12 protein-coding genes are annotated in these 11,914 nt (G+C 60.0%); all 12 read left to right on the top strand.

Annotated features, from left to right (window positions below; all coding sequences use genetic code 11):
- Positions 1-3 precede the first annotated feature (3 nt).
- The 12 genes from PSH66_RS05620 (at position 4) to PSH66_RS05565 (ending at position 11,903) form a co-directional block, all read left to right on the top strand.
- Positions 4-1,452 (top strand): alginate O-acetyltransferase, encoded by a 1,449-nt coding sequence (locus tag PSH66_RS05620; protein WP_003171921.1) that lies wholly within the window; start codon positions 4-6, stop codon positions 1,450-1,452.
- Positions 1,453-1,460: 8 nt separating this feature from the next.
- Positions 1,461-2,570, top strand: coding sequence for a mannuronate-specific alginate lyase (locus PSH66_RS05615; RefSeq protein ID WP_080547065.1), 1,110 nt, complete (start codon positions 1,461-1,463; stop codon positions 2,568-2,570).
- A 189-nt stretch (positions 2,571-2,759) separates the two neighbouring features.
- Positions 2,760-4,292 carry an MBOAT family protein gene (locus PSH66_RS05610; RefSeq protein WP_141064048.1) on the top strand — a complete coding sequence of 511 codons (1,533 nt, stop codon included), beginning with the start codon at positions 2,760-2,762 and terminating at the stop codon, positions 4,290-4,292.
- 11 nt (positions 4,293-4,303) lie between these two features.
- Positions 4,304-5,491 (top strand): alginate O-acetyltransferase, encoded by a 1,188-nt coding sequence (locus PSH66_RS05605; RefSeq protein WP_305428533.1) that lies wholly within the window; start codon positions 4,304-4,306, stop codon positions 5,489-5,491.
- A gap of 16 nt (positions 5,492-5,507) precedes the next feature.
- Positions 5,508-6,164 carry an alginate O-acetyltransferase AlgF gene (locus PSH66_RS05600; RefSeq protein WP_003171917.1) on the top strand — a complete coding sequence of 219 codons (657 nt, stop codon included), beginning with the start codon at positions 5,508-5,510 and terminating at the stop codon, positions 6,162-6,164.
- Positions 6,165-6,360: 196 nt separating this feature from the next.
- Positions 6,361-7,812 (top strand): mannose-1-phosphate guanylyltransferase/mannose-6-phosphate isomerase, encoded by a 1,452-nt coding sequence (locus PSH66_RS05595; protein ID WP_305428532.1) that lies wholly within the window; start codon positions 6,361-6,363, stop codon positions 7,810-7,812.
- Positions 7,813-8,290: 478 nt separating this feature from the next.
- Positions 8,291-8,566: a DUF3077 domain-containing protein gene (locus PSH66_RS05590; RefSeq protein WP_017526203.1), complete on the top strand. Its 276-nt coding sequence runs from the start codon at positions 8,291-8,293 to the stop codon at positions 8,564-8,566.
- Positions 8,567-8,732: 166 nt separating this feature from the next.
- Complete coding sequence (locus tag PSH66_RS05585) at positions 8,733-9,197, top strand: multidrug transporter (protein ID WP_305428531.1); 465 nt, start codon at positions 8,733-8,735, stop codon at positions 9,195-9,197.
- A gap of 14 nt (positions 9,198-9,211) precedes the next feature.
- Positions 9,212-10,024, top strand: a complete 813-nt coding sequence (locus PSH66_RS05580; protein WP_305428530.1) for an SDR family oxidoreductase — start codon at positions 9,212-9,214, stop codon at positions 10,022-10,024.
- Positions 10,025-10,426 carry a DUF4440 domain-containing protein gene (locus tag PSH66_RS05575; RefSeq protein ID WP_305428529.1) on the top strand — a complete coding sequence of 134 codons (402 nt, stop codon included), beginning with the start codon at positions 10,025-10,027 and terminating at the stop codon, positions 10,424-10,426.
- Positions 10,427-10,543: 117 nt separating this feature from the next.
- Complete coding sequence (locus tag PSH66_RS05570) at positions 10,544-11,470, top strand: NAD synthetase (RefSeq protein WP_305428528.1); 927 nt, start codon at positions 10,544-10,546, stop codon at positions 11,468-11,470.
- Positions 11,460-11,903, top strand: a complete 444-nt coding sequence (locus PSH66_RS05565) for a hypothetical protein (RefSeq protein ID WP_305428527.1) — start codon at positions 11,460-11,462, stop codon at positions 11,901-11,903. The genes PSH66_RS05570 and PSH66_RS05565 overlap by 11 nt, the downstream gene beginning before the upstream one ends.
- The last annotated feature ends 11 nt before the right edge of the window (positions 11,904-11,914 follow it).

Here is an 11,914-nt window from a genome sequence, read left to right as displayed (position 1 = left end):
CTTATGCACCCACACATGATCAAACTGCTGAGCCTCTCGGGTCTGACCCTCGGCCTGCTCGCGGCCAGCCAAGGCGTACGCGCCGATGAGGTGAAAGCCCCGACCTTCACCGCCGAACCGTGCTGCAGCCTGTGCCCGGCCGCCCATGACGCGAAGAACTACACCACGCGCTACCAGCAGAACTTCACCACCCTGGTGCAAGCCCAGGGCGACTGGCTGTTCCGTACCCAGGAAGACTTGCGCACCGAATTCGACACCAGCCCCTCCGGCTACAAACGCCTGCAACAGCTGCACGATGCGTTCAAAAGCAAGGGCGTGGAACTGGTGCTGGTCTACCAGCCGACCCGTGGCCTGGTGAACCGCAACAAGCTCAACCCGGAAGAAAAAGCCTCGTACGATTTCGACAAGGCGTTGACCAACTACAAGACCATGCTCGGCCGTTTCGCCAAGATGGGCTACGTGGTGCCTGACCTGTCGCCGTTGACCAATGAGCAATTGCCGGATGAACTGCCGGCTCACGATTTCTATTTCCGCGGCGACCAGCACTGGACCCCTTACGGCGCCCAGCGCACCGCCAAAATCGTCGCGGCCAAGGTCAAACAACTGCCTGAATTCGCCGATATCCCCAAGCGCGAATTCGAGACCAAACGCTCCGGGCGCATGGGCAAGACCGGCACCCTGCACAACATGGCCGGGCAACTGTGCGGCACCAGCTACGCGATCCAGTACATGGACCAGTTCACCACCGAGCCCAAGGGCGAAGCGGGCGACGGCGACCTGTTCGGCGATTCGGGCAACCCGCAGATCACGCTCGTGGGCACCAGTCACAGCGGCAAGAACTACAACTTCGCCGGGTTCCTGGAAGAAGAAATCGGCGCCGACATCCTCAACGTCGCCTTTCCCGGCGGTGGCCTGGAAGGTTCGATGATCCAGTACCTGGGCAGCGAAGAATTCCAGAAAAACCCGCCGAAAATCCTGATCTGGGAATTCTCGCCGCTGTATCGCCTGGACCAGGAAACCATCTACCGCCAGATGATGGCGCTGCTCGACAACGGCTGTGAAGGCAAGACCGCACAGATGAGCGCGAGCACCACGCTCAAACCCGGCAAGAACGAATTGATGGTCAACAGCTCGAACAAAGACCTGCGTAATGCCAATCACCAGGTCGATATCCGCTTCGCCGATCCGTCGGTGAAAACCTTGCAAGCCACCCTCTGGTACATGAACGGGCGCCACGAGGACATCAAGATCGAGAAACCCGAAACATCCGATACAGACGGGCGTTTCGCCTTTGAACTGCGCACCGATGAAGACTGGGCCTCGCAGAACTTGCTGGCCGTGGAAGTGCAGGGCCCTGAAGCGGGCGCTGCCGCGCAGAAAGTCGAAGCGAAAATTTGCACACGCAACGTATTCCCGGCCGGTGGTCAACAGACCGCCTCAACCGGGCAATGAGGTTACCTATGCAGAAGTTATTGATCCCAACACTGCTGGGCCTGGCGATGTTTGCCGGTTCAGTCAACGCCGCCGCGCCGCTGCGTCCGCCCCAGGGCTATTTCGCACCGATCGAATCGCTCAAGACCGGCGCCTCCAAGGAAAGCTGCGACACCATGCCGACGCCCTATACCGGGCCCCTGCAATTTCGCAGCAAGTACGAAGGCTCCGACAAGGCGCGTTCGACGCTGAATGTGCAGTCGGAAAAAGCCTTTCGCGACAGCACCGCCGACATCACCAAGCTGGAAAAAGACACCAGCAAGCGCGTGATGCAGTTCATGCGCGACGGCCGTCCGGAGCAGCTCGAATGCACGCTGAACTGGCTGGTGTCATGGGCCAAGGCCGATGCGTTGATGTCCAAGGACTTCAACCACACCGGCAAGTCCATGCGCAAATGGGCGCTGGGCAGCATGGCTTCGGCCTATGTGCGCCTGAAGTTTTCCGACTCGCACCCACTGGCCAACCACCAGCAGGAGTCGCAACTGATCGAAGCCTGGTTCAACAAACTGGCCGATCAGGTGGTGAGCGACTGGGACAACCTGCCGCTGGAAAAAACCAACAACCATTCGTACTGGGCCGCCTGGTCGGTGATGGCGACCTCCATCGCCACCAACCGTCGCGACCTGTTTGATTGGGCCGTCAAGGAATACAAGGTCGGCGTCAACCAGGTCGACGACCAGGGCTTTTTGCCCAACGAATTGAAGCGTCAGCAACGCGCCTTGTCGTACCACAACTACGCCCTGCCGCCGTTGTCGATGATCGCCAGTTTTGCCCTGGTCAACGGCGTGGACCTGCGCCAGGAAAACAACAGCGCGCTCAAGCGCCTGGGCGACAAAGTGCTGGCTGGGGTCAAGGACCCGGAAATCTTCGAGCAGAAGAACGGCAAGGAACAGGACATGAAAGACCTCAAGGAGGACATGAAATACGCCTGGCTTGAGCCGTTCTGCACCCTCTACACCTGCGCTCCGGATGTGATCGAGCGCAAGCACGGGATGCAACCGTTCAAGACCTTCCGCCTGGGGGGTGACCTGACCAAGGTCTACGACCCGACGCACGAGAAAGGCAACAAAGGCAGCTAGTCGCTGATCGTTCCCACGCTCTGCGTGGGAATGCAGCACAGGACGCTCTGCGTCCCAAAGCGTGACGCAGAGCGTCACAAGAGGCATTCCCACGCAGAGCGTGGGAACGATCACAGCCTCCCCCGAAATCGTGGGGGGGTTTGGGGGGGCTGCGGCCCTTGACTGTTGGTTAAACATGGAGAGATCGGGATGGTTTTCTCGTCCAATGTGTTCCTGTTTCTGTTCTTGCCGATCTTTCTCGGCTTGTACTACTTGAGCGGGCAACGCTATCGCAATCTGCTGCTGCTGATTGCCAGCTACGTGTTCTACGCCTGGTGGCGAGTGGACTTCCTGGCGCTGTTCGCGGCCGTCACGCTGTGGAACTACTGGATCGGCCTCAAGGTCGGCGCAGCCGGCGTGCGCACCAAGCCGGCCCAGCGCTGGCTGCTGCTCGGCGTGGCGGTTGACCTGTGCATCCTCGGCTACTTCAAGTACGCCAACTTCGGTGTCGACAGCATCAACGTGATGATGAAGTCGGCCGGCCTGGAGCCGTTCATCCTCACCCACGTGCTGTTGCCGATCGGGATCTCGTTCTACATCTTCGAGTCCATCAGCTACATCATCGACGTGTACCGTGGTGACACCCCGGCAACCCGCAACCTCATCGACTTTGCGGCGTTCGTGGCGATCTTCCCGCACTTGATCGCCGGTCCCGTATTGCGTTTTCGCGACCTGGCCGACCAGTTCAACAACCGCACCCATACCCTGGATAAATTCTCCGAGGGCTGCACGCGGTTCATGCAGGGTTTCATCAAGAAAGTCTTCATCGCCGACACCCTGGCGGTGGTGGCCGACCATTGCTTTGCCCTGCAAAACCCCACCACCGGCGACGCCTGGCTGGGTGCGCTGGCGTATACCGCGCAGCTGTACTTCGACTTCTCCGGCTACAGCGACATGGCCATCGGCCTGGGCTTGATGATGGGTTTCCGCTTCATGGAAAACTTCAAGCAGCCGTACATCAGCCAGTCGATCACCGAGTTCTGGCGCCGCTGGCACATCAGCCTGTCAACCTGGCTGCGTGACTACCTGTACATCACCCTGGGCGGCAACCGTAAAGGCACGCTGACCACTTACCGCAACCTGTTCCTGACCATGCTGCTCGGTGGCCTGTGGCACGGCGCGAACATCACTTACATCGTGTGGGGCGCCTGGCACGGCATGTGGCTGGCGATTGAAAAAGCCATCGGCCTGAACACCGCGCCGCGCAGCTTCAATGTGTTGCGCTGGGCCTTCACCTTCCTGCTGGTGGTGATGGGTTGGGTGATCTTCCGCGCCGAAAACCTGCACGTTGCCGGGCGTATGTACGGTGCCATGTTCAGCTTTGGCGAGTGGTCGCTGTCGGAACTCAACCGCGCCAACCTCACTGGCCTGCAAGTGGCGACCCTGGTGGTGGCGTACGCAACCCTGGCGTTCTTCGGCCTGCGTGATTTCTACACCAGCCGCCCTGCCGAGAAGACCAAGCCGGCCGATCCGAGCCTGATCAAGGCTGTGCCGGGCGACAACCCCGGCAGCATCCACGAGCCTGGTTTCAGCGTAGGCCGCGACGCGGCCGTGCAACCAGCCTACTGGACCGCTGACTGGCCACGCTACGCCATGCGCGCTGCGGTGCTGCTGCTGTTCGTGGCGTCGATTCTCAAACTGTCGGCGCAGAGTTTCTCGCCGTTCCTTTACTTCCAATTCTGAGGGAGCCGACCATGACCCGTTCATTACGCGTCCTCTATATCAGCCTGTTCATGGCGCTGCTGCTGGTCCTGGGCGCCTGGTCGCTGCGCAGTTTCTTCGGCTTCAGCACCAACGCCGATGCGACCGTGCTCAACGGTCGCTGGACCAAGGCCGTCGAGACGCACTACGACGACGAGTTTCCGATCAAGCGCCTGGGCACCAACCTGTGGGCGGCGCTGGACTACAAGCTGTTCAACGAAGGTCGCCCTGGCGTGGTGCTGGGCCGCGATCACTGGTTGTACAGCGACGAGGAATTCAACCCCGCCGTCAACGAAGACCAGAACCTGCAAGGCAACTACGCGCTGGTCGAAGGCGTACGCCAGAAGCTCAAGGCCCAGGGTATCCAACTGGTGATGGCGATCGTGCCGGCCAAGGTACGCCTGTACCCGGAGCACCTGGGTGAGGTGAAACCGGCAAGCATCCACGCCAACCTGTACCAGGACTTCCACGCCCGCGTGGCGGCAGACAAGATCCCTGCCCCGGACCTGCTCGGCCCGCTGCAACAAGCCAAGCTCGCCGGCAAGCAAGTGTTCCTGCGCACCGACACTCACTGGACACCGGACGGTGCGGAAATCGCCGCCAAGCAATTGGCCAAGGCGATTGCCGACAAGACGCCACTGAGCGGCGAGCCACAGCGCTTTGTCACCGAAGCGGAAAAAATCGAGCCGCATAAAGGCGACCTGCGTCTGTTCCTGCCGCTGGATCCGCTGTTCGAAAACCTGATGCCACCTAAAGAGCCATTGGAAAAACGCGTCACGCACCTGGCCGAAGAGAAAGGCGACGACGCGCTGTTCAGCGACAGCGAAACCCCGGTGGCCCTGGTCGGTACCAGCTACAGCGCCAACCCCAACTGGAACTTCGTCGGCGCCCTCAAGCAAGCCCTGGGCAGCGACGTGGTCAGCTACGCCGAAGACGGCCACGGCCCGATCCTGCCGATGCTCAGCTACCTCAAAAGCGACGACTTCAAGAACAGCCCGCCACAGGTGCTGATCTGGGAGTTCCCTGAACGCTATCTGCCCGTCAACAACGAAATCGGCGATGCCGACCCCGCGTGGGTTGCGCAGCTTAAACAAGCCGGTTCGCGCCAACAAAACATGGCTATCAACACCCCTGCTTTTAAAAATCAGAAACCCGAGACGCCCGACCGGGCGCAAAACTGAAAGAGAGGTAACTCACATGACTTTCACTACTACTCCGCGTCGTCTCGCCAAGACCCTGGCTATCGCTGCCGGCTTGAGCTTTGTATCGATGTCTGCCTTCGCCGCCGGTGACGCCGCCTTGTACGGCCCTGTGGCACCGAAAGGTTCAAGCTTCGTGCGTATCTACAACGCCAGCAACCAGGAAGTCAGCGCCACCGTCGGCAACACCAACCTCAGCGAGGTTGCGCCCCTGGCCAGCAGCGACTTCAGCTTTATGCCGGGCGGTGACTACAGCGCCAAGGTCGGCAGCCAGACCGTACCGGTCAAACTCGCCGCCGACCACTACTACACCCTGGTCAACAGCGGCAGCGGCCAGCCCCAGCTGATCGAAGAACCGCCGTTCAAGAACAAGCAGAAATCCCTGGTGCGCGTGCAGAACCTCAGCGACAAGGCCCTGACCCTGAAAACCGCCGACGGCAAGACCGATGTGGTCAAGTCGGTGGCGGCCAAGGGCCGTGGCGAGCGTGAAATCAACCCGGTGAAAGTGAGCCTGGCGTTGTATGACGGTGACAAGAAAGTCGGCGATGTGAAGCCGGTTGCGTTGGAACGTGGCGAAGCGGCGGTGCTGTATGTCACAGGCTCCGGTTCGAGCCTGTCGCCAGTCTGGGTGAAACGCCCAGTGTCGACCCGCTGATTATTTTCCCGGATTGACACTTCCCCCCTGTGGGAGCCGGGCTTGCCCGCGATAGCGGCGGTGAATCCACCGCCGCTATCGCAGGCAAGCCAGCTCCCACAAGGACCGAGGAGGTCAGTTCGGACCGAGACAAAAACAAGAGTGAAACGACAAACCTTCGTAGCTCTGACCCATATCGATTCAAGGAGAAACCCCCATGATCCCAGTAATCCTTTCCGGTGGTAGCGGCTCACGTCTTTGGCCGCTTTCCCGCAAACAGTTCCCCAAGCAGTTCCTGGCCCTGACCGGTGAGCACACGTTGTTCCAGCAAACCCTGGAACGCCTGGTGTTCGAAGGCATGGACAGCCCGATTGTGGTCTGCAACAAGGATCACCGTTTCATCGTCAATGAGCAGTTGAGCGCGCGCAAGCTCGAATGCCAACGCATCCTGATGGAGCCCTTCGGCCGCAACACCGCGCCGGCCGTGGCCCTGACCGCGATGATGCTGGTCAACGAAGGTCGTGACGAGTTGATGCTGGTGCTGCCCGCCGACCACGTGATCGATGATCAGAAAGCCCTGCAACGCGCCCTGGCCCTGGCCACCGTGGCCGCCGAACGTGGCGAGATGGTGCTGTTCGGTGTACCGGCGACCCGTCCGGAAACCGGCTATGGCTACATCAAGTCCACCAACGATTCGCTGCTGCCCGAAGGCGTGAGCCGTGTGCAGCAGTTCGTGGAAAAACCCGATGAAAAACGCGCCGTCGAGTTCGTCAAAAGCGGCGGTTACTTCTGGAACAGCGGCATGTTCCTGTTCCGCGCCAGCCGCTTCCTTGAAGAGCTGAAAAAACACGACCCGGACATCTACGACACTTGCGTGCTGACCCTGGAGCGCAGTGAGCAGACCAATGACACCATAACCTTCGACGATGCCACCTTCGCCTGCTGCCCGGACAATTCCATCGACTACGCCGTGATGGAAAAAACCCAACGCGCCTGCGTGGTGCCACTGAGCGCCGGTTGGAGCGACGTGGGCTGCTGGGCCTCGCTGTGGGCGGTCAACGATAAAGACGCCAACGGCAACGTGAGCAAAGGCGACGTGGTGATCCAGGACAGCCGCAACTGCATGGTGCACGGCAACGGCAAACTGGTGTCGGTGATCGGCCTGGACAACATCGTCGTGGTGGAAACCAAGGACGCGATGATGATTGCCCACAAGGACAAGGTCCAGGGCGTCAAGCAGATGGTCAACACCCTCAACGAACAGGGCCGCAGCGAAACCCAGAACCACTGCGAAGTCTATCGCCCGTGGGGCTCCTACGACTCGGTGGACATGGGCGGGCGTTTCCAGGTCAAGCACATCTCGGTCAAGCCGGGCGCGTGCCTGTCCCTGCAAATGCACCACCACCGCGCCGAACACTGGATCGTGGTCAGCGGCACCGCCGAAGTCACCTGTGACGATAACGTGTTCCTGCTCTGCGAAAACCAGTCCACCTACATCCCGATCGCTTCGGTGCACCGCCTGCGCAACCCGGGCAAGATCCCGCTTGAGATCATCGAAGTGCAATCGGGCAGCTACCTGGGCGAAGACGATATCGAGCGCTTCGAAGATATCTACGGCCGCTCGACGCCGATTGAGCGTGGCGTGTCGGTGAAAACTATCGCGCAGTAAAACAGTCGTACAAGAAGCCCTCGCCCAGCCCATTGCGTCCCCTATCCGCAGTGGGTTGGGTGGGGGCTTTTTGTTTGGGATCTGCGCTGGCTGTGAGGGCGCCATCGGGAGCAAGCCCCCTCCTACAGTTTGACCGTATTCCAAGGCTGTAACCGGTCCAAATGTGGGAGGGGGCTTGCTCCCGATGAGGCTCGTGAGAACAATCGCCATCATTGACCCCTGCCCCCATCCTGCCTATCCTCGCGCCTGTCACGACTCATTCGTGATGAGGTTTGACGGCCTCGCTGTTCTCAAGATGCATAGTCCCTTTACTTTGCTCGTGCACTCATGTGCCCGCAGCACAGCGTTATGGCGACTGTGCGTGGGGCACCTTCGGGTGCGCCGGGTTCTTGAGACCGGTCCGTCAACCTGCGCACAGTTGCCACCCAATCGTTTGACGGCGATCAGAGGCAGCTTCTTTTTCTCAAGGAGCAAGACAATGCCCAAACAAACCACCCGCCCCACCCCCTTCGGCCCCTGCGAGCGCAGTGAAATACCACTGTTTCGCGTACAACCCGACATCCCCATCGAACATGCACTGGAACATGCCAGCTATGTACTGGGCACTGCCCGAGTCCTTACCTTGGCGGCTCAAGACCTGTGCACCGAACACCAGAGCTACCTGAACTGGGCCAGCCTGCAATTGGCGGAAACCGGCTTGGCCTTGGTTGAGGCTTCAATTGATGGTTTGCAGGCAGACTCTGCTGCTCAGTAAGTAAGTCATCGGGAGCAAGCCCCCTCCCACATTCGAATGTATTCACAATTTTAGTGTGGGAGGGGGCTTGCTCCCGATGGCGTCAGCCCAATCACCCCCCTCTCAAGGTAACCAATCCCACCTAAGCTTAAGTTAGGATGCTCGTTCCCTATTCGAGGCGGTCTCCATGTTCTTCGGCGTTCTACTGATCATCACCTGGCTGATCCTGCTGCTGCGCTACCCGGCCAGGGCCCTGCCGGTTTCCCTCGCAGCCTTGGCGGGCCTGGGTTGCGTGGCCGTCTGGGTGGTGTGGCTGGACAACCGCGAAGCCTCGCAGCTGGCGCGCCTGGAACTGCGCATCACCTACGCCCCGCAGGAATGCCCCGCCGACCGTCCGCTGAAACTGACCCTCAACAACGGCAACAACGTACCACTGACCGAACTGCGCTGGCGCGTCGCCGCCTATGCGCCGGGCGACACCGTAAACCTGGCCGACAACGTCTACGCCGCCCCGCGCTATCGCGGCCCCGGCGAGTTGCAGGCCGGCGCCACCTGGGACGACTGCCTGCCCACCCCACCGCTGCGCCCCGGCTACCGCCCGCAAACCCTGGAATTTCGCGCCGAGCACCTGCAAGGCAGTTTCTCGGACTGACAAAGGATTGAGCCATGCCCAACGTACTCATCACCGGTTGCTCCAGCGGCATCGGCCGCGCTTTGGCCGATGCCTTCAAGGCGGCAGGCTTCGACGTGTGGGCCAGCGCCCGCCGCATCGATGACGTCGCGGCCCTCACCGCAGCCGGCTTCCATGCCGTGCAACTGGACGTCAACGACAGCACCGCCCTGTGTCATCTGGCCGAACAGCTGGGCGAGCTGGATGTACTGATCAACAACGCCGGCTACGGCGCCATGGGCCCGTTGCTCGACGGCGGCACCGAGGCGATGCAGCGCCAATTCGAGACCAACGTGTTTTCCATCGTCGGCGTGACCCAGGCGTTCTTTCCCGCACTGCGTCGCGGCAAAGGCCTGGTGGTGAATATAGGCAGCGTTTCCGGGGTGCTGGTGACGCCATTTGCCGGTGCCTACTGCGCCTCCAAAGCGGCGGTGCATGCGTTGAGCGACGCATTGCGCATGGAATTGGCGCCGTTTGGGATTCGAGTCATGGAAGTCCAGCCCGGAGCCATTAATACAAGCTTCGCGAAAAACGCCGGCGCCCAGGCCGAATTGTTGATCAACGAACAATCGCCGTGGTGGCCGTTGCGCGAAGGTATTCGGGCACGCAGCCAGGCGTCACAGGACAAGCCGACGCCAGCCAGTGTGTTTGCGGCGGATGTGCTCAAGGCCGTGCAACAGGCTCAGCCGCCACGGCTGTTGCGTTCGGGCAATGGCAGCCGGGCGTTGCCCTTGTTGGCGGCGTTGCTGCCCAAAGGATTATTGGAAAGTGTGTTGAAGAAGCGCTTTGGTTTGAATAGGAGTTTGTAAATGATCGACTACAGCGAGTTTTTCGAAGAAGTGATCCAGACCCACGTCGAGATCGAGCAATGGTTTGCCGGCGTTGCGCCTGAAGGCACCCTGCAACATCTACTGGCGCGCTTCTCGCCCGAGTTCAGCATGGTCGCCCCCGCCACCGGCACGCGAGTGAATGCGGCCGGGGTCAACGCGCTGTTCACGCGCCTGGGCGGCATGCGCCCGGGGTTGAAGATCACCTTGAGTGAAATGGCCGGGATTGATCGGCATGCGCGCGGTGCGACGGTGACGTACCGCGAACATCAGGTGGATGACAGCGGTACACAGACGGACCGCCGGGCCACGGTGGTGTTTGAAAAGCAGGCCAATGGCGCGCTGTTGTGGCGACATTTGCATGAGACCTTTATCAAGGCCTGACTCTCACACTTTAGCCTGCATCCGGCCAGGTCCTACAGAAAACAGCGAACAGCCTGACATCATTATAAGCAGACTACCCTCAGGCTCTTTCACCTCTGTCGATTCACAGGTGAAAGGATGCCAAGCGATTTCCTGCGTAGCGGTGTGCCGGACGCGCACACTACAACCCGCCAGCGACTGACCGGTCTGCTGGACCTGCCCAAACTATATCGAACTATTGACGCCGACCCGGCCATCGTCGGGGCCGGTGTGGTGCATATCGGCAGTGATTATCAGGTGACGGTGCTGCGTGAGTTTGTGCCGCTGTGCAGCATCAGGCCCAAGCGGGTGATTCTGCGGGAGGTGGCGGGACCAATGATGACGACCGACGAATACGCGCAGTGGGTAGCGAACTTGCCACGTGAGTCGCAGCTATGGCGCGAGGCAGCGGGCATGACGCTGGCATGTGGTGGAGCTGTGATTGGCATTATCGTTGCCAAGGCAGGCATCGCGTCAGCGCCGCTCAGTGCAGGTTCCAGCCTTGCAGTTACTTACATTGCTTATACAGCGGCAGCCGCCAGCGCTTTGCAATGTGGCAACGGCGTATGGCGAACCTACAAAGAGCTGACCGAACCCGCTGAGAACGATTATTACGATAGCCTTGGTTGGTATCAGGCAATGACCGTAGCCTTGGATAGCATTTCACTGGTAGGCACGGGCAGCACGACGTTTGTCACGGTAAAAACTGTCATGGCTATCAAAAATACGTCAGGCCGCAACCTGACCGACATATTGAGGCACATGAGCCGCCAGGAGCGCGCAAAGCTGACAAACGAAGTTCTGCGTTTGCAGAACCCTCGTCATCCTCGCGAAATGATCCGGTTAAAGCAGTTGGCAGGAACACTGCCCAAGCGCTTCAGCAATGTCCAATTACGTCAGGACCTGCTCATTCAATTAGCTGATCAAGTGGGCTCCGCTCTGACGGTCACTGGCAGCGGCCTGTCCGGAAACATCAACTCTGTCGTTATTGGCCTTTATGAGGAGTTCGGCAACCATGAACAATGACATTATCAGCGCCCAGGATCCCCGAACCTTACGTTATTACACCCGACGTTTTGCGTTCACGGTGGGCATGGGGGTATCAATGAGCCTCGTCAGTACTTCCGGCAACTTGTCACATAGCCTGTCGTATTACACCCGAATATATTACCTGCCAAGCGAATATGCGGTTTTGGCGGCTCTGGTATTACTACTGGTCATCTGCATTGGGATGGCGCTGGTGGCGGCGGGGTTTCGTTTCGGCCCTGCCCTCCTGGTAGGCGTCGCAGCCTTGAACGCTATGCTTGCGGCCGACTACCTGGGTAACCAACGAGTGACGATGTTTGCAGTGTTCCCTTTATTTCAAGCGCTGTTCTGTTTGTTCCTTCTCCACACAAGAAACCACCGCCGCTACGTCGGTATGTTGCGGGTCAGGCGTCGACGAAAAATCAGAGCCTAAGTCCTCATCTG

Source organism: Pseudomonas sp. FP597 (genome assembly GCF_030687435.1).
GTDB lineage: Bacteria > Pseudomonadota > Gammaproteobacteria > Pseudomonadales > Pseudomonadaceae > Aquipseudomonas > Aquipseudomonas lactucae.
This window is presented reverse-complemented; position numbering and strand designations above follow the sequence as displayed.

Bases quoted from the DNA above. Each gene is read 5' to 3' on its own strand.
- PSH66_RS05620 (WP_003171921.1), top strand. From the start codon at position 4: ATGCACCCACACATGATCAAACTGCTGAGCCTCTCGGGTCTGACCCTC.
- PSH66_RS05615 (WP_080547065.1), top strand. From the start codon at position 1,461: ATGCAGAAGTTATTGATCCCAACACTGCTGGGCCTGGCGATGTTTGCC.
- PSH66_RS05610 (WP_141064048.1), top strand. From the start codon at position 2,760: ATGGTTTTCTCGTCCAATGTGTTCCTGTTTCTGTTCTTGCCGATCTTT.
- PSH66_RS05605 (WP_305428533.1), top strand. From the start codon at position 4,304: ATGACCCGTTCATTACGCGTCCTCTATATCAGCCTGTTCATGGCGCTG.
- PSH66_RS05600 (WP_003171917.1), top strand. From the start codon at position 5,508: ATGACTTTCACTACTACTCCGCGTCGTCTCGCCAAGACCCTGGCTATC.
- PSH66_RS05595 (WP_305428532.1), top strand. From the start codon at position 6,361: ATGATCCCAGTAATCCTTTCCGGTGGTAGCGGCTCACGTCTTTGGCCG.
- PSH66_RS05590 (WP_017526203.1), top strand. From the start codon at position 8,291: ATGCCCAAACAAACCACCCGCCCCACCCCCTTCGGCCCCTGCGAGCGC.
- PSH66_RS05585 (WP_305428531.1), top strand. From the start codon at position 8,733: ATGTTCTTCGGCGTTCTACTGATCATCACCTGGCTGATCCTGCTGCTG.
- PSH66_RS05580 (WP_305428530.1), top strand. From the start codon at position 9,212: ATGCCCAACGTACTCATCACCGGTTGCTCCAGCGGCATCGGCCGCGCT.
- PSH66_RS05575 (WP_305428529.1), top strand. From the start codon at position 10,025: ATGATCGACTACAGCGAGTTTTTCGAAGAAGTGATCCAGACCCACGTC.
- PSH66_RS05570 (WP_305428528.1), top strand. From the start codon at position 10,544: ATGCCAAGCGATTTCCTGCGTAGCGGTGTGCCGGACGCGCACACTACA.
- PSH66_RS05565 (WP_305428527.1), top strand. From the start codon at position 11,460: ATGAACAATGACATTATCAGCGCCCAGGATCCCCGAACCTTACGTTAT.